At 69.7% G+C, this 18,938-nt stretch carries 16 protein-coding genes; 10 read left to right on the forward strand and 6 right to left on the reverse strand.

The window, feature by feature from the left end; genetic code table 11:
* Nucleotides 1-3: 3 nt before the first annotated feature.
* Nucleotides 4-2,316 carry a heavy metal translocating P-type ATPase gene (locus tag AC3B6A_RS06630; protein WP_488401499.1) on the reverse strand — a complete coding sequence of 771 codons (2,313 nt, stop codon included), beginning with the start codon at nt 2,314-2,316 and terminating at the stop codon, nt 4-6.
* Nucleotides 2,317-2,402: 86 nt separating this feature from the next.
* Here AC3B6A_RS06630 and cadR point away from each other — a divergent pair, with 86 nt between their 5' ends.
* On the forward strand, nt 2,403-2,870 hold the full coding sequence (gene cadR / locus AC3B6A_RS06635) for a Cd(II)/Pb(II)-responsive transcriptional regulator (protein ID WP_488401500.1): 468 nt from the start codon (nt 2,403-2,405) through the stop codon (nt 2,868-2,870).
* A gap of 443 nt (nt 2,871-3,313) precedes the next feature.
* Here the strand turns inward: cadR and AC3B6A_RS06640 are convergent, their stop codons facing one another.
* The gene (locus AC3B6A_RS06640) at nt 3,314-3,658 is read right to left on the reverse strand and encodes a pilin assembly protein (RefSeq protein ID WP_488401501.1); all 345 of its coding nucleotides are present in this window, start codon (nt 3,656-3,658) and stop codon (nt 3,314-3,316) included.
* A 234-nt stretch (nt 3,659-3,892) separates the two neighbouring features.
* Here AC3B6A_RS06640 and ppc point away from each other — a divergent pair, with 234 nt between their 5' ends.
* The 7 genes from ppc to AC3B6A_RS06675 all read left to right on the forward strand — a co-directional run bounded on the left by ppc (nt 3,893) and on the right by AC3B6A_RS06675 (nt 11,251).
* Entirely contained in the window at nt 3,893-6,529 is a 2,637-nt protein-coding gene (gene ppc, locus AC3B6A_RS06645; RefSeq protein WP_488401502.1) for a phosphoenolpyruvate carboxylase, read from the forward strand.
* A gap of 249 nt (nt 6,530-6,778) precedes the next feature.
* Nucleotides 6,779-7,426 (forward strand): adenylate kinase, encoded by a 648-nt coding sequence (gene adk / locus AC3B6A_RS06650; protein WP_488401503.1) that lies wholly within the window; start codon nt 6,779-6,781, stop codon nt 7,424-7,426.
* Nucleotides 7,427-7,525: 99 nt separating this feature from the next.
* Nucleotides 7,526-8,200, forward strand: a complete 675-nt coding sequence (gene tsaB / locus AC3B6A_RS06655) for a tRNA (adenosine(37)-N6)-threonylcarbamoyltransferase complex dimerization subunit type 1 TsaB (protein WP_488401504.1) — start codon at nt 7,526-7,528, stop codon at nt 8,198-8,200.
* Between the two features lie 66 nt (nt 8,201-8,266).
* The gene (locus tag AC3B6A_RS06660) at nt 8,267-8,614 is read left to right on the forward strand and encodes a hypothetical protein (RefSeq protein WP_488401505.1); all 348 of its coding nucleotides are present in this window, start codon (nt 8,267-8,269) and stop codon (nt 8,612-8,614) included.
* A gap of 4 nt (nt 8,615-8,618) precedes the next feature.
* Nucleotides 8,619-9,476 carry a DUF72 domain-containing protein gene (locus AC3B6A_RS06665; RefSeq protein WP_488401506.1) on the forward strand — a complete coding sequence of 286 codons (858 nt, stop codon included), beginning with the start codon at nt 8,619-8,621 and terminating at the stop codon, nt 9,474-9,476.
* A 76-nt stretch (nt 9,477-9,552) separates the two neighbouring features.
* Nucleotides 9,553-10,383 (forward strand): isocitrate lyase/PEP mutase family protein, encoded by an 831-nt coding sequence (locus AC3B6A_RS06670; protein WP_488401507.1) that lies wholly within the window; start codon nt 9,553-9,555, stop codon nt 10,381-10,383.
* A gap of 82 nt (nt 10,384-10,465) precedes the next feature.
* Nucleotides 10,466-11,251, forward strand: a complete 786-nt coding sequence (locus AC3B6A_RS06675; RefSeq protein ID WP_488401508.1) for a class I SAM-dependent methyltransferase — start codon at nt 10,466-10,468, stop codon at nt 11,249-11,251.
* 159 nt (nt 11,252-11,410) lie between these two features.
* Here AC3B6A_RS06675 and AC3B6A_RS06680 read toward each other — a convergent pair whose 3' ends face one another.
* On the reverse strand, nt 11,411-12,043 hold the full coding sequence (locus AC3B6A_RS06680) for a TetR/AcrR family transcriptional regulator (protein WP_488401509.1): 633 nt from the start codon (nt 12,041-12,043) through the stop codon (nt 11,411-11,413).
* Nucleotides 12,044-12,139: 96 nt separating this feature from the next.
* Here AC3B6A_RS06680 and AC3B6A_RS06685 point away from each other — a divergent pair, with 96 nt between their 5' ends.
* The gene (locus tag AC3B6A_RS06685) at nt 12,140-13,243 is read left to right on the forward strand and encodes an efflux RND transporter periplasmic adaptor subunit (protein WP_488401510.1); all 1,104 of its coding nucleotides are present in this window, start codon (nt 12,140-12,142) and stop codon (nt 13,241-13,243) included.
* 6 nt (nt 13,244-13,249) lie between these two features.
* Complete coding sequence (locus tag AC3B6A_RS06690; RefSeq protein WP_488401511.1) at nt 13,250-16,318, forward strand: efflux RND transporter permease subunit; 3,069 nt, start codon at nt 13,250-13,252, stop codon at nt 16,316-16,318.
* Between the two features lie 76 nt (nt 16,319-16,394).
* On the opposite strand, the gene AC3B6A_RS06695 is transcribed toward AC3B6A_RS06690, so the two are convergent.
* The 3 genes from AC3B6A_RS06695 to AC3B6A_RS06705 form a co-directional block, all read right to left on the reverse strand.
* On the reverse strand, nt 16,395-17,072 hold the full coding sequence (locus AC3B6A_RS06695) for a DUF4197 domain-containing protein (RefSeq protein WP_488401512.1): 678 nt from the start codon (nt 17,070-17,072) through the stop codon (nt 16,395-16,397).
* A 175-nt stretch (nt 17,073-17,247) separates the two neighbouring features.
* Nucleotides 17,248-18,375, reverse strand: a complete 1,128-nt coding sequence (locus AC3B6A_RS06700; RefSeq protein WP_488401513.1) for a glycosyltransferase family 4 protein — start codon at nt 18,373-18,375, stop codon at nt 17,248-17,250.
* Between the two features lie 83 nt (nt 18,376-18,458).
* Nucleotides 18,459-18,920: a low molecular weight protein-tyrosine-phosphatase gene (locus tag AC3B6A_RS06705; protein WP_488401514.1), complete on the reverse strand. Its 462-nt coding sequence runs from the start codon at nt 18,918-18,920 to the stop codon at nt 18,459-18,461.
* Nucleotides 18,921-18,938: the final 18 nt, after the last annotated feature.

Consider the following 18,938-nt stretch of genomic DNA (forward strand, 5'->3'; position numbering starts at 1 on the left):
AAGTCAGCCCCGGTGACGCAACAGCCGCAGCCCGTTGAACACCACCAGCAGGCTGGCGCCCATGTCGGCGAACACCGCCATCCACAGGGTGCCTTCGCCGGCCAGGGTGAGGGCCAGGAACACCGCCTTGATGCCCAGCGCCAGCGTGATGTTCTGGATCAGCACGCGCTGGGTCTGGCGCGACAGACGGATGAAGGACGGCAGCTTGCGCAGGTCGTCGTCCATCAGCGCCACGCCGGCGGTCTCGATGGCGGTGTCGGTGCCCGCCGCGCCCATGGCGAAGCCGATGTCGGCGCGGGCCAGGGCGGGGGCGTCGTTGATGCCGTCGCCGACCATGCCGACGCGGCTGCCGCCCTGCTGGCGCCGCTTCACTTCGTCGAGCTTGTCTTCCGGCAGCAGGTTGCCCTGCGCCGCATCGATGCCCACCTGGGCGCCGATGGCGGCGGCGGTGTGCGGGTTGTCGCCGGTGAGCATCAGGGTCTTCACGCCGAGCTCATGTAGCTGCGCGACCGCCTCGCGGCTGGTCTGCTTCACCGCGTCGGCCACCGCGAAGAGCGCCAGCGGCCCGTCGGCGTCGAGCAGCACGATGACCGTCTTGCCCTGCTGTTCGAGGGCGTCGAGGCGGGCCTCCAGCGCCGTCGAGCACAGCGCCAGTTCCTCCACCAGACGGTGGTTGCCCAGGTGATAGACGCGCCCGCCGATCTCGCCCTTCACGCCACGGCCGGGCAGGGCGGTCAGCTCGCCGACGCCGTACAGCGCGAGGCCGTCCGCTTCCGCGGCGCGGGCCACGGCCTGGGATACCGGGTGATCCGAGCGCGCCGCCAGGCTGGCGGCGAGGGCGCGCACATCGGCGCCGGGCAGTTCGCGCAGGGGCGCGTAGTCGGTCTGGCGCGGGCGGCCCTCGGTGAGGGTGCCGGTCTTGTCCAGGGCGATCCATTCCAGCGAGCGGCCCAGTTCGAGGAACACCCCGCCCTTGATCAGGATGCCCAGGCGCGCCGCCGCCGAGAGGCCGCTGACGATGGTCACCGGGGTGGAAATCACCAGCGCGCAGGGGCAGGCGATCACCAGCAGCACCAGGGCGCGGTACACCCAGTCCAGCCAGGCGCCGCCGAAGAACAGCGGCGGCAGCAGCGCGGTGGCGATGGCGATGAGGAACACCACCGGGGTGTAGATGCGCGCGAACTGGTCGACGAAGCGCTGGGTCGGCGCGCGCGAGCCCTGGGCTTGCTCCACGGCGTGGATGATCCGCGCCAGGGTGCTGTCGTCGGCGACGCGGGTGACGCGGTATTCCAGCGCGCTCTCGCCGTTGATGGTGCCGGCGAACAGCGGGTCGCCGGCCTGTTTCTCCACCGGCAGGCTCTCGCCGGTGATCGGCGCCTGGTTGACGCTGGAGCGGCCGTCGATCACCTCGCCGTCCAGCGCGATGCGTTCGCCGGGGCGCACGCGCACCCGGGCGCCGAGGGCGACGGATTTGGCGGAAAGCTCCTTCCACTGGCCGTCGACCTGCACCGTGGCCAGTTCCGGCGCCAGTTGCAGCAGGCCGCGGATGGCGTTGCGCGCGCGCTCCAGGGACTTCGCCTCGATCAGTTCGGCGATGGCGAACAGCACGGCGACCATCGCCGCTTCCGGCCACTGGCCGATCAGCATGGCGCCGGTCACCGCGATGCTCATCAGCGCGTTAATGTTCAGGTTGCGGTTCTTCAGGGCGATCCAGCCCTTGCGGTAGGTCGGCAGGCCGGCGCCGAGGATCGCCGCCACCGCCAGCGCCGCCACCAGCCACTGCGGGCCGACGGCGAACCACTCGCAGAGCTCCGCGGCCACCGCCGCCACGCCGGCCAGCGCCAGCGGCCACCAGGGCTTGTGCCTGGCGGCCGGCGCGGCGGCGGGGGCGTTGTCGTCGAGCGCTTCGGCCTGCATGCCCAGCGAGGCCACCAGTTTCTGCAGCGGCTCGATGCTGTCGAAACGGTGCTGCACGCGCAGCAGGCGCTGCATCAGGTTGAAGTCGAGGTCCTCCACCGACGGCACGCGGCCGAGGGCATCGCGCAGCAGGCGCTCCTCGGTGGGGCAGTCCATGGCTTCGATGCGCAGGCTGGTCCAGCGCAGTTCACCACTGGCGGCGCCGCTCGCCGCCGTCGCGGCGTCACGGGCCAGCGCGCTGCGATCCGCGCCGTGGTCGTGGCCATGAGCCTCGGCATGCCCGTGGGCCGGCGCGAGCAGCGGTGCGCCCTGGTCGCAGCCGCAGCCGCCGCCGGCGACGCTGTGTTCCTGATCCTGGACGGCGCCGTGGATGATCGGGCCCTGGCGATTGGCAGTCATGTCGTCCGTTCCTGTTTGACGAGTTGCTGCCGATTGCACACCCTGTAGTAACTATAGAGTCAAGCCTGTCTTTCAGGAGGCCGCAGATGAAGATCGGTGAACTGGCGAAGCTGACCGGCTGCCCGGTGGAGACCATCCGCTACTACGAACGCGAGGGCCTGCTGCCGGAGCCGTCGCGCAGCGAGGGCAACTACCGGCAGTACGACGCCCTCCATGTCGAGCGCCTGTCGTTCATCCGCCATTGCCGCTCGCTGGACATGACCCAGGAGGAAATCCGCATCCTGCTGGGCCTGCGCGACCGCCCCGAATCCGACTGCGGCACCGCCAACCGGCTGATCGACGAACACCTGCACCACGTCGAGGTGCGCATCGCCGAGCTGCAGTCGCTCAGCCAGCAACTGCGCGAACTGCGCGCCCGCTGCCGCGGCGAGGGCAGCAGCGAGGACTGCGGCATCCTGCGCGAGCTGGAGCAGCCGGCGGAGCCGTCGGTGACTCCGGAGGCCTGCGCGGAGGCGGGGCATCTGCACGTCCCCGGCGTCCACGGCCGGCACTGACGGCTCGTTCCTACAAGGGAGCAGCCAAAGTTTCCGGCGCGCGCAGAGTCCCGTCAGGAGGCCGAGTGGAGGTATTGCGCAGAGGGGCGAGCGGCATGGATGCCGCGAGAGGCTTGAAGGGCCATGGATGGCCCTTGCAAGCCGACCCTCGGAGCAATACCGGAGCGAGGGCAGTCTGAGCGAAGCGAAGACCCGGATGCCGGGACGGGCCCTTTTGGTTCCTTTTGGGGCCCCAAAAGGAACTCGCCCGGGAGGGCGAAACAAGAAGCCCCAGCACACGCCGAAGCGGCGCAGAAACGCCCGATCAAAAGCATCGCGGAGAAGCTCCGCTCCTACGAAAGCGGCCGGTCCGAACCGTAGGAGCGGACCTTGTCCGCGATCCGCCGGCAGGGCCGGCGTCAGGCGGGTTCGCGAGCAGGCTCGCTCCTACAGGTTCCACCCCCTCAGGAATGATCCGGCTGCTCCGCCTCCGTCAGTTCCTGCAGATACTTGCGCGACAGCTGCAGAAAGCGCGGCGTCGGGCCGATGTCCTCGTAGATCGGATCGCCCTGTTCATCCTGCGCCACCACCTTCTGCCCCTTCACGTAGGGGAAGCTCGCCTCCAGCTCCTCCAGCGCCGATCCGACCAGTTCCCCGAGGATTTCCTCGACGCTGCGCTTGGGATACATGTCGTGCAGCGCCGCCAGCCGCGCGGCGGTTTCCACGTCCAGCGGGATGCTGTAGTGGTGGCGGGTCAGCCGCCCCCTGGCGTTCTGTTCCCAATGGCGTACCAGATCGCGGATCTTCATGTTCACCTCGGTGGCCCGCTCGTGGCGGGCGTGCGGGGCGGGCCTCGTGGGCTCGCCGACAGGTTTTCCCGATGGCCTCGGGATCACTTTGAGCCTAGACGCTGTCCGAGCTGGAAGGCTGGCGTTCGTCGCACGCTTGTCAGTGGGTGTCGCCAGCGCCACTGTGTAGAACGCCCGGCCGGGGATTCCCGCCCCGGGACTCTCGATCCAGGTCTTTCCACCCAGGAGACAGCCATGCCGGATATCGATGCGCGCCTGCGCGAGGACGTTCACCTGCTGGGCGAGTTGCTCGGCCAGACCATCCGCGCCCAGCACGGCCAGGGCTTTCTCGACAAGATCGAACTCATCCGCACCGGCGCCAAGGCCGCCCGGCGCGGCTCGGCGGAAGGCGCCCGGCAGCTGACGGCGACCCTCGACGCCCTCGGCGAGGACGAACTGCTGCCGGTGGCGCGGGCCTTCAACCAGTTTCTCAACCTGGCCAACATCGCCGAGCAGTACCACCGCATCCGCCGGCGCACGCCGAGGGAGCCGGAGCCCTTCGAGAACCGCGTGCTCGGCGAGCTGCTCGGCCGCCTGCGCAAGTCCGGCCTCGGCGCCGAAGGCCTGGCGCGGCAGGTGGCGGAGCTGGAGATCGAACTGGTGCTGACCGCGCACCCCACCGAAGTGGCGCGCCGCACCCTGATCCAGAAATACGACGCCATGTCCGCTCAACTGGCCGCCGGCGACCACGCCGACCTGCTGCCGGAAGAGCGCGAAGCGGTGCGCGAACGCCTGCAGCGGCTGGTCGCCGAGGCCTGGCACACCGAGGAAATCCGCCGCACCCGGCCAACGCCGGTGGACGAGGCCAAATGGGGCTTCGCGGTCATCGAACACTCGCTGTGGCAGGCGCTGCCGGCCTTCCTCCGGCACGTCGACGCCACCCTGCGGCAGACGCTGGGCGAGCGCCTGCCGCTGTCCGCCGCACCGATCCGCTTCGCCTCCTGGATGGGCGGCGACCGCGACGGCAACCCCAACGTCACCGCCGCGATCACCCGCGAAGTCCTGCTGCTGGCGCGCTGGATGGCCGCCGACCTGTACCTGCGCGACATCGACAGCCTGGCCTCGGACCTGTCCATGCAGCAGGCCAGCGACGAGCTGCGCGCCGCGGTGGGCGACCTCGCCGAGCCCTATCGCGCGCTGCTCAAGCAGCTGCGCGAACGCCTGCGCGCCACCCGCGCCTGGGCCGAGCGCGCCATCCACAGCGGCGAGGCGCCGTGCGCGGAGGTGCTGCAGGACAACCGGGAGCTGCTCGCCCCGCTGCAGCTCTGCTACCGCTCGCTGCAGGACTGCGGCATGGGCGTGATCGCCGACGGCGCGCTGCTCGACACCCTGCGCCGCGCCGCCACCTTCGGCCTGTTCCTGGTGCGCCTGGACGTGCGCCAGGACGCCACCCGCCACGCCAGCGCGCTGAGCGAAATCACCGGCTACCTCGGCCTGGGCGACTACGCCGAGTGGGACGAAAGCGTGCGCCAGGAGTTCCTCCTCGAAGAGCTGGCCAGCCGCCGCCCGCTGCTGCCGGCGAACTACGCCGCCTCGGCGGAGACCGCCGAAGTCCTGGCCACCTGCCGCGTGGTGGCCGAGGCGCCGGCGGCCTCGCTGGGCTCCTACGTCATCTCCATGGCCGGGCAGCCGTCCGACGTGCTCGCCGTGCAACTGCTGCTCAAGGAGTGCGGGCTGCAACGACCGATGCGCGTGGTGCCGCTGTTCGAGACGCTGGACGACCTGGACAACGCCGGCCCCTGCATAGACCGCCTGCTCAGCCTGGACAGCTACCGCGCCGGCCTGGCCGGGCCGCAGGAAGTGATGATCGGCTACTCCGACTCGGCCAAGGACGCCGGCACCCTGGCCGCCGCCTGGGCGCAGTACCGCGCGCAGGAGGCGCTGGTGGAAATCTGCCGCGGCCACGGCGTCGAGCCGCTGCTGTTCCATGGCCGCGGCGGCACCGTCGGCCGTGGCGGTGGCCCGGCCCACGCGGCGATCCTCTCGCAGCCGCCGGGCTCGGTGGCCGGGCGCTTCCGCACCACCGAACAGGGCGAGATGATCCGCTTCAAGTTCGGCCTGCCGGGCATCGCCGAGCAGAACCTCAACCTCTACCTGGCCGCCGTGCTGGAAGCTACGCTGCAGCCGCCGCCGGCACCGGAGCCGGCCTGGCGCGAGGAGATGGACCGGCTCGCCGCCGACGGCCTGGCGGCCTATCGCGCGGTGGTGCGGGACAACTCGCAGTTCGTCGAATACTTCCGCGAGGCCACCCCGGAACAGGAACTCGGCCGCCTGCCGCTGGGCAGCCGCCCGGCCAAGCGCCGCGAGGGCGGGGTGGAAAGCCTGCGGGCGATCCCCTGGATCTTCGCCTGGACCCAGACGCGCCTGATGCTGCCGGCCTGGCTGGGCTGGGAAAACGCGCTGCTCAACGCCATCGAACGCGGCGAGGGCGCGCTGCTGGGGCGCATGCGCAAGGAGTGGCCGTTCTTCACCACCCGCATCGACATGCTGGAGATGGTGCTGGCCAAGGCCGACCGGGAAATCGCCCAACTCTATGACGAGCGACTGGTGCAATCGGAACTGCGACCATTAGGTGCGCATTTACGCGACCTATTGTCGCAGTCGGTGCGCGTGGTGCTGGGATTGACCGGTCAGTCACAGCTGCTCGGCCAGGCCGCCGAAACCCGCGAATCGATCGGCGTGCGCAACACCTACCTGGACCCGCTGCACCTGCTCCAGGCCGAGCTCCTGGCCCGCTCCCGGCGCTGCACCGGCGATGCCTGCGGCGGTCTGGAGCAGGCCATGCTGGTCACGGTGGCGGGCATCGCCGCCGGCCTGCGCAACACCGGCTGAGGCCCCGCCACCCCCCACCAATGGTGGATTGCGCGGGCGTGAAATGGAGGTAGCTTGAAGGCCGATCGGGGGCGATCCGAACGTCCCCGATGGGCTTGTGAGGTCGCCGGGGGCGGCTTGTGCGGTGGGGGGGCGCTGTGTATCTTGGGCACCCTTTCGGCGCAGGTCTGCGCCATTCCAGGCATGATGAGATTGGCCCCACGAGGCGGATCCGTGATTTCGCTTAACAAGTATTAAAGGAGCATATCGATGCGTGTGATTCTGCTCGGGGCGCCCGGTGCCGGCAAAGGTACCCAGGCTCGCTTCATCACTGAGAAGTTCGGCATTCCGCAGATCTCCACCGGCGACATGCTGCGTGCGGCGGTCAAGGCCGGCACCGAACTGGGCCTGAAGGCCAAGAGCGTGATGGACGCCGGCGGCCTGGTTTCCGATGACCTGATCATCAACCTGGTGAAAGAGCGTATCGCTCAGCCCGACTGCGCCAATGGTTTCCTGTTCGACGGTTTCCCGCGCACCATTCCCCAGGCCGAGGCCATGAAGGAAGCCGGTGTCACCATCGACAACGTGATCGAGATCGCCGTGGACGACGAGGAAATCGTCAGCCGCATGGCCGGTCGCCGCGTACACCCGGCGTCGGGTCGCGTCTACCACGTCCAGCACAACCCGCCGAAGGTGGAAGGCAAGGACGACGTCACCGGTGAAGACCTGATCCAGCGCGAGGACGACAAGGAAGAGACCGTGCGTCACCGCCTGTCGGTCTACCATTCGCAGACCAAGCCGCTGGTCGATTTCTACCAGAAGCTGGCCGCCGTCGAAGGCACCCCGAAGTACACCGGCGTCGAAGGCGTCGGCTCGGTGGAGCAGATCACCGCCAAGGTGCTCGCCGCTCTGAGCTGATTGCCCCGCGCAATGCCAAAGGCCCGCACAATGCGGGCCTTTGGCGTTTATAATGCCCGCCCTTTTTCATCGCCCTGCTTTTTATTTAAGGAAAGCACCATGCCCACGCTGCTGGCCCTGGATACCTCGACCGAAGCCTGCTCCGTCGCGCTGCTGCACGACGGCCGCCGCTACAGCCGCCACGAGGTGATCCCACGCCTGCACGCCCAGCGCCTGCTGCCGATGGTGCAGGACATCCTCGGCGAAGCCGGCATCGCGCTGTCCGCCGTGGACGCCATCGCCTTCGGCCGCGGCCCCGGCGCCTTCACCGGCGTGCGCATCGCCATCGGCGTGGTCCAGGGCCTGGCCTTCGCCCTGGGCAAACCGGTGCTGCCGATCTCGGACCTGGCGATCCTCGCCCAGCGCGCCCACCGCGAGCACGGCGCGAAGCAGGTGGCCTCGGCCATCGACGCGCGCATGGACGAGGTCTACTGGGGCTGCTACCGCCTGGAACAGGGCGAGATGCGCCTGGCCGGCGCCGAGGCGGTGCTGCCGCCGGAGCGCGTGGCGCTGCCGGGCGACGCCGCCGGCGAATGGTTCGGCTCCGGCACCGGCTGGGGCTTCGAGGCGCGCCTGGCGGTGAAGGTCGCCGCCCATGACGCCAGCCTGCTGCCGCATGCCGAGGACCTGCTGACCCTGGCCGAATTCGCCTGGGCGCGCGGCGAAACCGTCGACGCGGAGCAGGCCCAGCCGGTCTACCTGCGCGACAACGTGGCGACCCCCAAGGGCGCCTGATCCCTGCCGATTGACCCGGATCGCACCCGCTCGCTAGAGTGAATGCAATCCCACCGAGTGTTCGCCATGCGTATCGACGGTCTCACCTCCACCTCCCAGGCGCCCGAGCGCACTGCCCGCACGGGCACCGCGGTCACGCCCTATCGGGACGTGCAGCGCGAGATCGAGACCCGCCGCGAACAACCCGCGCCGCCCTCGGCCACCCAGGGCCTCGGGCAGCAGCCGCAGACGCGCCGCACCGAAGCCGGCAGCGCCAGCAGCTACGGCGTGCCGGCCACTCTGCGCGACACGCTGCAATACCAGCGCCCGCTGAGTTCCCGCGCCGCCCAGGCGCTCGCCAGCTACGCCAGCACCTCGAGCATGACCGGCCAGTACGAGAGCCAGGAAATCGTCGGTCTCGACCTCTACGCCTGACCTCATGAGGCTGCCGTATTACCTGGGTTGTCCCTCGTGGAACGAGCCGGCCTGGCGCGGCACCTTCTATCCCGCGGATCTGCGCGCCGCCGAGACCCTCGGCTTCTATTCCCGGGTGTTCAACGCGGTGGAAGGCAACACCACCTTCTACGCCCGCCCCACGGCCGAAACCCTGAAGCGCTGGGCGCAGACCATGCCGGCGGACTTCCGCTTCTGCGCCAAGCTGCCCCGCGACATCAGCCACGAAGGCGACCTGCGCGGACAGCTGGAAAACACCCGCGACTTCCTCGACCTGCTGGCGCCGCTGGGCGCGCGGGTCGCGCCGCTGTGGCTGCAGGTGTCGGCGAGCTTCGGCCCGGATCGTCTCGGCGAACTGGCGGCCTGGCTAGACGCCTTCGCCGAACGCCGGCTGGCGGTGGAAGTGCGGCATCCGGCGTTCTTCGCCAGGGGCGAGGAGGAGCGGGCGCTGAACCGGCTGCTGCTCGATCGCGGCGTCGAGCGCATCTGCCTGGACGCCCGCGCGCTGTTCGCCTGCCGCTCCGACGATCCCGCCGTGCTGCATGCGCAGTCGAAGAAGCCGAGGGTGCCGGTGCGCCCGGCGGCCTTCAGCGACAGCCCGCAGCTGCGCTTCATCGGCGGCCCCGACCTGGACGCCAACGCCGCCTATCTCACGCCCTGGGTCGCCAAGGTCGCCGAATGGATCGAGCAGGGCCTGACGCCCCACGTCTTCCTGCACACCCCGGACAACCACCGCGCCGCCGAGCAGGCGCAGCGCTTCCATGCCCTGCTGCGCCAACGCCTGACGGGCCTGCCGGCGCTGGCCGAACCGAAACCGGAAGTGGAACAGCTCGGCCTGCTCTGAGCCGCCAACTGTGCATGGCACGCCAGCGGCGGCGGGACTAACCTGCTCCTTCCCCCCGATCGGCAAGGAGACCGCCATGACCACCCAGCAACAACGCGGCGAAGCGTTCCGCGCGCTGCACCAGCGCGACGGCCTGTTCGTCCTGCCCAACCCCTGGGATGCCGGCTCGGCGAAGATGCTCGCCCAGCTGGGCTTCGAAGCGCTCGCCAGCACCAGCGCGGGCCTGGCGTTCTCCCTCGGCCGGCCCGATGCCGAAGGCGCGGTGAGCCGCGAGGAAGCGCTGGCCAACGCCCGGGCGATCATCGAGGCGACGCCGCTGCCGGTGGCCGCCGACCTGGAAAACGGCTACGGCGACGAGCCGGAGGACTGCGCCGAGACCATCCGCCTCGCCGCCGCCTGCGGGCTGGTCGGCGGCTCCATCGAGGACGCCAGCGGCCGCCCGGATGCGCCGATCTACCCGCTGGAACTGGCGGTGGAGCGGGTCGCCGCCGCCGTGCAGGCCGCCCGCGCGCTGCCGTTCCCCTTCACCCTGGCGGCGCGGGCGGAGAACCTGCTGCATGGCCGCAACGACCTGGACGACACCATCCGCCGCCTGGTGGCCTTCGCCGAGGCCGGCGCCGATGTGCTCTATGCGCCGGGCCTGAAGACCCGCGCGGAGGTCGCCGCGGTGGTCAGCGCGGTGGCGCCGCGTCCGGTGAATGTGCTGGTCGGCTCGCCCGCGCTGGAGCTCAACCTCGCCGAGCTGGCCGAGCTCGGGGTGAAGCGCGTGAGCGTCGGTTCCGCCCTGGCGCGGGTGGCCTACGGTGCCTTCTTCCAGGCCGCCGAGGCGCTGGCGGGCAGCGGCGACCTGCGGCCGATGGGCGAAGCGATTCCCTTCGAGCGGATCAACCGGCTGTTCCGTGGCTGACGTGCTGGCGCGAGGGGCGGCGTCGGGCCCGCAGGCTGATGCGCTGCGCTAGAATCGCGGTTTTTTCCAGGATCGCCCCGCCATGACCGAGACCCTCACCCCGCCGCGCATCGTCGTCCAGGCGCTGGAACCCGCCTGGCAGGCTGCCGCCGAGCAGTGGGCGCAGCGCCTGGGTCTGCCGCTGGGCGAGGGGGACGGCGCGGACTTCGCCCTGCAACTGGGCGAGCCGGGCCTGCAACTGCTGCAGCTGGGGCCGGACTCGCCCGGCCCGGTGCGGGTGGACTTCCTCGAAGGCGCCACGGCCCATCGCCGCCAATTCGGCGGCGGCGCCGGGCAGATGATCGCCAAGGCCGTGGGCATCCAGCCCGGCGTGCGCCCCCATGTGCTGGACGCCACCGCCGGCCTGGGCCGCGATGCCTTCGTGCTGGCGACCCTGGGTTGCGAGATGCACCTGATCGAGCGCCAGCCGATCATCGCGGCCCTGCTGGAAGACGGCCTGGCCCGCGCGGCGGGTGATTTCGACGTGGGCGCCATCGTCGCGCGCATGCGCCTGCTGCAGGGCAACGCCATCGCGCGCATGGCGGCCTGGGAAGGCGAGGCGCCGCAGGTGATCTACCTCGACCCGATGTTCCCGCACCGCGACAAGAGCGCGCTGGTGAAGAAGGAAATGCGCCTGTTCCGCCCGCTGGTGGGCGACGACCTCGACGCCCCGGCGCTGCTGGCGGCGGCGCTGAAACTGGCCAGCCACCGCGTGGTGGTCAAGCGCCCGCGCAAGGCACCGATCATCGAGGGGCCGAAACCGGGCTACAGCCTGGACGGCAAGTCCAGCCGTTACGACATCTATCCGCTGAAGAGCCTGAAGGGCTGAGGCGCGCCCGGCGGGCGCGAATCGCGGACAAGGTCCGCTCCTACAGTCGTTCTGGCGCGGAATTTCCCGTAGGAGCGAGCTTGCTCGCGAACCCGCCCAGCGTCGGAGCGGCCGGGAAATCTGTTCGCGAGCAAGCTCGCTCCTACAAAAAGCGCCTTGTCAGGGCCGGAACGCCTTGAGGAACAGCGCCACGACTTCCTGCACATGCGCCTCGGCCTCTTCCGCGCTGGGCGGCGTTTCGCTGCCGATCAGCAGGCGGAAGTGCACGCAGCCCTGCACCAGCATCAGGAAGTGCTCGGCGGCCCGGCGCGGGCTGTCCATCTCCAGCTTGCCCTGCTGACGGGCCTGCTCCAGCAGGCGCTCCATCTGGTCCAGCACGCGCTGCGGGCCGGCCTCGAAGAAAAGCTGCGACAGGTGCGGGTTTCCCGCGCCCTGGGCAATCATCAGCCGGCTCAGGGCGATGGCCTCGGGGCTGTTGATCAACTGGTTGAAACCGCGCGCCAGGGTCAGCAGCAGGCTTTCCAGCGGCGCGTCGGCCGGCGGCTCGGCGAAGAGTTCGGGCATGCCCTCGGCGCACTTGGCCTGCACCGCCTCGACGAACAGCGTCTCCTTGTCGGTGAAGTGGCTGTAGACGGTGAGCTTGGAGACGCCGGCCTCGGCGGCGATGGCTTCCATGCTGCTGCCGTCGTAGCCGAAGCGGATGAACAGCTGCTTGGCGGCTTCGAGGATGGCCTTGCGTTTGGCGGGGTCCTTGGGGCGACCCGGGCCATTGGTGGGAATCGATGGTGACATGTTTTTACATTTCAAATACTGGACTGATGGGTTCTGTATTTTTACTATACCGCAGAGTATAAGAATTCAATCGCGCTTTGCGAAAGGTCACACATCATGTTCCGCCATGCTCTGTCTGTCGCGCTTCCCGCTGTCCTTTCCCTGTCCCTGACTGCCTGTGGCAACGGCGAGCCGCCCAGGCCGGCGGCGCGCCCGGCGATGGTGGTGCAGCCGCTGCCGGCGCGGGACGTCACCGAAGCCTATCCCGGCGAGGTGCATGCCCGGCATGAGCCGGAGCTGGCCTTCCGCATCGCCGGCAAGGTCAGCAAGCGCTTGGTGGAAACCGGCGAGCGGGTGAAGAAGGACCAGCCGCTGGCGGAGCTCGACCCCGAGGACGTGCGCCTGCAACTGGAAGCCACCCGCGCCCAGGTGGCGGCCGCCGAGGCCAACCTGCAGACCGTGCGTTCCGAGTACAGCCGCTACCGGACGCTGCTCGAACGCCAGCTGGTCAGCCAGTCGCAGTTCGACAACATCGAGAACACCTACCGCGCCGGCGAGGCGCGGCTCAAGCAGATCCGCGCCGAGTACGACGTGGCCCGCAACCAGGCGGACTACGCGGTGCTGCGCGCGCCCCAGGACGGCGTGATCGCCACCCGCCGGGTGGAAGTGGGGCAGGTGGTGGCCGCCGGACAGACGGTCTTCACCCTCGCCGCCGACGGCGACCGCGAAGTGCTGATCAGCTTCCCCGAACATGCCATCGACCGCTTCCGCATCGGCGAGGCGGTGAGCGTCGAGCTCTGGTCGCAGCGCGACAAGCGCTTCGGCGGCACGATCCGTGAGCTGTCGCCGGCGGCCGATCCGCAGTCGCGCACCTTCGCCGCACGGGTCGCCTTCGATGACGCCAGGGTGCCCGCCGAGCTGGGCCAGAGCGCGCGGGTCTACATCCATGCCGAAGGCTCGGTGCCGCTGGCGGTGCCGCTGGCCGCGCTGACCGCCGAGGGCGGCCAGCCGTTCGTCTGGGTGGTCGATCCGAAGAGTTCCACCCTGCATCGCCGCCCGGTGCGCATCGGCCCCTATGCCGAGGACCGCGTGCCGGTGCTCGAAGGGCTGAGCAGCGACGACTGGGTGGTGGCCGCGGGCGTGCAGGTATTGCGTGAAGGGCAGGAGGTACGGCCGGTTGACCGGGAGAACCGTTCGATCAAGCTGGTGGCGAAGGAGTAGCGCCCGATGCAGTTCAACCTTTCCGCCTGGGCGCTGCACAATCGCCAGATCGTCCTGTTCCTCATGCTGCTGCTGGCCATCGTCGGCACGCTGTCGTACACCAGGCTGGGGCAGAGCGAGGACCCGCCCTTCACCTTCAAGGCCATGGTGGTGAAGACCAACTGGCCGGGGGCGACCGCCGAGGAAGTCTCGCGGCAGGTGACCGAGCGCATCGAGAAGAAGCTGATGGAGACCGGCGACTTCGACCGCATCGTCTCCTTCTCCCGCCCCGGCGAGTCCCAGGTGACCTTCGTCGCCCGCGAGGACTTCCGCTCCCGCGACATTCCCGAGCTCTGGTACCAGATCCGCAAGAAGGTCAGCGACATCCGCTACACCCTGCCGCAGGGCATCCAGGGGCCGTTCTTCAACGACGAGTTCGGCACCACCTTCGGCAATATCTACGCGCTGTCCGGCAAGGGCTTCGACTACGCCGTGCTCAAGGACTACGCCGACCGCCTGCAGCTGCAACTGCAACGGATCAAGGACGTCGGCAAGGTCGAGCTGATCGGCCTGCAGGACGAGAAGATCTGGATCGACCTGTCCAACACCAAGCTCGCCACCCTCGGCCTGCCGCTGGCGGCGGTGCAGAAGGCGCTGGAGGAGCAGAACGCGGTGACCGCCACCGGCTTCTTCGAGACTTCCACCGACCGCGTGCAACTGCGCGTGTCCGGTCGCTTCGACTCGGTGGAGGACATCCGCGCCTTCCCGATCCGCGTCGGCGACCGCACCTTCCGCATCGGCGACGTGGCCGAGGTGCACCGCGGCTTCAACGACCCGCCCGCGCCGCGCATGCGCTTCATGGGCGAGGACGCCATCGGCATCGCCGTGGCGATGAAGGAGGGCGGCGACATCCTGATCCTGGGCAAGGCGCTGGACTCCGAGTTCCAGCGCCTGCAGCAGACGCTGCCGGCCGGCATGGAGCTGCGCAAGGTCTCCGACCAGCCGGCGGCGGTGCGCGAAGGCGTGGGCGAGTTCGTCCGCGTGCTCGCCGAGGCGCTGGTGATCGTGCTGCTGGTGAGCTTCTTCTCCCTCGGCCTGCGCACCGGCCTGGTGGTGGCGCTGTCGATCCCGCTGGTGCTGGCGATGACCTTCGCCTGCATGTACTACTTCGGCATCGGCCTGCACAAGATTTCCCTCGGCGCGCTGGTGCTGGCGCTGGGCCTGCTGGTGGACGACGCGATCATCGCCGTGGAGATGATGGCGGTGAAGATGGAGCAGGGCTACGACCGCCTGAAGGCGGCCAGCTTCGCCTGGACCAGCACGGCCTTCCCGATGCTCACCGGCACCCTGGTGACCGCCGCCGGCTTCCTGCCGATCGCCACCGCGCAGTCGGGCACTGGCGAGTACACCCGCTCGCTGTTCCAGGTGGTGACCATCGCGCTGCTGGTGTCGTGGATCGCCGCCGTGGTCTTCGTGCCCTACCTGGGCGAGAAGCTGCTGCCCGACCTGGCCAAGCGCCACGCGGAAAGGCACGGCGGCAGCGACAAGGGCCACGACCCGTATTCGACGGCGTTCTACCAGCGCTTCCGGCGCCTGGTGGAATGGTGCGTGCGCTACCGCAAGACGGTGATCCTGCTGACCGTGGCGGCCTTCATCGGCTCGATCATGCTGTTCCGCCTGGTGCCGCAGCAGTTCTTCCCGCCGTCGGCGCGGCTGGAGCTGCTGGTGGACCTGAAGCTGGCCGAGGGCGACTCGCTCGCCGCCACCGCCGAACAGGTCAAGCGCCTGGAGAAGATGCTCGCTGAGCATCCGGGCATCGACAACTACGTGGCCTACGTCGGCACCGGCTCGCCGCGCTTCTACCTGCCGCTGGACCAGCAACTGCCGGCGGCGAGCTTCGCCCAGTTCGTGGTGCTGGCGAAGAACCTGGAGGCCCGCGAGGAAGTCCGCCAGTGGCTGATCCAGCACATGAACGAGGACTTCCCCACGCTGCGCACCCGCATCAGCCGCCTGGAGAACGGCCCGCCGGTGGGCTACCCGGTGCAGTTCCGCGTCTCCGGCGAGCACATCGCGGAAGTCCGCGCGCTGGCGCGCAAGGTCGCCGAGAAGATGCGCGAGAACTCCCATGTGGTGAACGTGCACCTGGACTGGGAGGAGCCGAGCAAGGCGATCTTCCTCGACATCGACCAGGAACGCGCCCGCGCCCTCGGCGTGAGCACGGCGGACATCTCGCAGTTCCTGCAGAGCTCGCTGACCGGCTCCACGGTGAGCTTCTACCGCGAGGACAACGAGCTGATCGAAATCCTCCTGCGCGGCGACGAGCGCGGCCGCCACGACCTGTCGCAGCTGCCCAGCCTGTCGATGCAGACCAGCAGCGGCCACAGCGTGGCGCTGTCGCAGGTGGCGACCCTGGAATACGGCTTCGAGGAAGGCATCATCTGGCGGCGCAACCGCCTGCCCACCGTGACCGTGCGCGCCGACATCTACGACGGCTCGCTGCCGGCCACCCTGGTGAAGCAGATTTCGCCGACGCTGGAGCCGATCCGCGCCGAGCTGCCCGACGGCTACCTGCTGGAGGTCGGCGGCACGGTGGAGGATTCGGCCAAGGGGCAGAACTCGGTGAACGCCGGCATCCCGCTGTTCATCGTGGTGGTGCTCAGCCTGCTGATGCTCCAGCTGCGCAGCTTCTCGCGGATGATCATGGTGTTCCTCACCGCGCCGCTGGGGCTGATCGGCGTGACCCTGTTCCTGCTGATCTTCCAGAAGCCCTTCGGCTTCGTGGCGATGCTCGGCACCATCGCCCTGGCCGGGATGATCATGCGCAACTCGGTGATCCTGGTGGACCAGATCGAACAGGACCGCGCCCACGGCCTGGACACCTGGCACGCGATCATCGAGGCCACGGTGCGGCGCTTCCGCCCCATCGTGCTGACCGCGCTGGCGGCGGTGCTGGCGATGATCCCGCTGTCGCGCAGCGTGTTCTTCGGGCCGATGGCGGTGGCGATCATGGGCGGCCTGATCGTCGCCACGGCGCTGACCCTGCTGTTCCTGCCGGCGCTCTACGCGGCGTGGTTCAGGGTGAAGAAAGGCAGCTGAAAGCGATCAGCCACAAGCTGCAAGCAAGAGCGGAAAGCCCGACCGGCGGATACGCTGCTTGCTTGCAGCTGCTTCTTCAGAGCACCCCGAACACCTTCTTCGCCAGCCCGGTAGCGGCGGCGGTGGGGTTCTGGCGGATGCTCTTCTCCTGCCCGGCGATGATCTTGAACAGGCCGTCCAGCGCCTCCTCGGTCACGTAGCTCTCGATGTTGGCGCTTTTCGCGTCGACCACGCCGAAGGCCGCGGCCTGGCTGGCGAAGGCGTTGTACTGCTTGGCCACGCCGACCTGGTCGGTGGCCTGCTTGATGATCGGCAGGAACTTGGCGCGCAGCTGCTCGCGGCTGCTGCGGTCGAGGTACTGGGTGGCGGCATCGTCGCCGCCCTGGAGGATGCCCTTGGCGTCGGTCACGGTCATCTTCTTCACCGCGTCCACCAGCAGCGCCTGGGCCTGGGGCATGGCGGCCTCGGCGGCCTTGTTCATGCTCGCTTCGAGCTGGTCGACCTGGGCGCCCATGCCGAACTGCTTCATGGTCCTGGCGGCCTTGCCCAGCTTGCCGGGCAGCTCGATGCGCACCGCCGGGTCGTTGCTGAAGCCGCCGGGCTGGCTGAGCTGTTTCACGGCGACCTGCGCGCCCTGGGTCAGCGCATCCTTCAGGCCGCCGGAGGCGTCGCTCTGGCTGAGGTCGGAGAGGGACAGGGCGAAGGCGTTGGCGGACAGCAGGGCCGCGGCCAGCAGAGCGGGAATTCGCAACATCGGGACTTCCTTGGAGGGTGCCCGGCGGCCGGTGTGGCCGTCGAGGTGGAGAACGAGGTGGGGAGATTAACGGACGGACCGCGCCGGGGAAAACCCGTCGCTGCGGCGAATCGGCGCCGTGGCGCGCGTCAGGCGACGTAGGACAGGCCCGCCGGGGAATAGTTGCGGACGGCCGCTACGGCTGCGCGGGCAGGTCCCGCAGGCCGGCGTCGAGGCCCAGGGTCCTGGCGTAGAAGGCCGACAGCTCGCTGGCGAAGCGCTCCGGCGCGTAACGCTCGCGGACGAAGGCGTGGAGGGCGGCGGGCGTGTGGCCCGATGGCTCGTCCAGGGCGGCCCTGAGCTGCTCGACCAGCCGGTCGGCGCTGGAGAGGTCCGCCACCCGGCCGACCGGGGCGACGATCTCCGGCAGCGAGCCGGTGCGGTTGACCAGCACCGGGGTGCCCCGGGCGAGCGACTCGATGGCCACCAGGCCGAAGCCCTCCCAGCGCGACGGCATGACGGTCAGCGCGGCCTGCCCGTAGAGCCGATGCAGGCTTTCCTTGTCCTGCCAGCCGAGGAAGCGGACGTTGGCGGTCTCCCCGTAGGCCGTGCCGGCCAGCACCGGGGAGCCGGCGACCAGCAGCTGGCAATCCCGCAGCGCCGGGTCGAGGAAGGCGCGGTAGAGCACATCGAAACCTTTCTGGTAGTCCAGGCGGCCGACGAACAGCACGGTGTTGGCCGGTCGCGGGGCGGTCGCGGGCGGCTGCGCGATGTAGTGCGGGTCGATCGGGTTGTAGAGCACGGCCTGGTTGGCGTTGGGGATGAACGCCGCGCGCGCCTGTTCGGTGCGGGAGATATGGATGATGCCGGCGGCCAGCACGCCGGTGAGGAAGTCCAGGGCGCGGCACGCCAGGTGCTCCACGCGCGAGGTCTCGCGCAGGAACGACCAGCCGTGGGCGCAGTACACCGCCGGCGGGCATTTCAGCAGCGCCAGCCGGCGCAGGACGAAGAGGTAGCCGGCCAGCGAGCTGTGCAGGTGGATCAGGTCGTAGCGCTCGCGCCGCAGGGCGCCATGCAGCGCCTTGAACAGGTGGAGGATGCGGGCGAGCCGCCGCTCGCCCCTGAACAGCAGCAGCTTGCCGGGGTCGATTGCGCTGCAGTGGGCCTGGCTTGCGGGGATCAGGAAGCGGTTGGCGTGGGGCGAGGTCTTGTCCAGCGTCTCCAGGTAGCTGGCGACGCCGCCCTGGATGGTCTCGGCGACATGCAGGATGCGCAGCGGCCGGGCGGGGAAGGCCGCGGGGGCATCGAGGGGCTGGCTGTTCATGGGGCGTCGTGGACTCCGGAAGTTTCATGCGCCGGGGGCGGACCAGACGACCGAACAAGGTCCGTGGGAACTGATGTGCCCGGCTACCCGGACGCCTGCCGCCGGCGCGGGCGCAGCCGCCCGGCCCAGCTGGAAACCGCCTGCTCGATCAGCCCGTAGCTGTGCTCGAAGGCCTCCGGGCCCTGGCGATAGGGGTCGGGAATCTCCAGGTTGTGCAGCCATTTGCCGAGCAGGAAGGTCTTGCCGCGCGCTTCGGGCGCCAGGCGGATGACGTCCTGGATCTGGCCCTGTTCCATCACCAGCACCAGGTTGGCTTCGTGGATCAGTTCGCGGTTCAGCTGGCGGGCACGGTGGGGCGGCGGGCGGTGGCCGTGGCCGCCGAGGATGGCCAGCGCGGTGCTGTCGATGGGATGCCCGACCAGCGCGCTGAGCCCCGCCGAGGCCACGGCGATGCCGCTGCCTGGCAGGGATTCGCGAAGCAGGTGGGCGGCGGTGGGGCTGCGGCAGATGTTGCCGACGCAGACGAGCAGAATCCTGTTGAACACGGGAACGTCCCTGACCGC

This window comes from Pseudomonas sp. B12(2026), assembly GCF_057767015.1.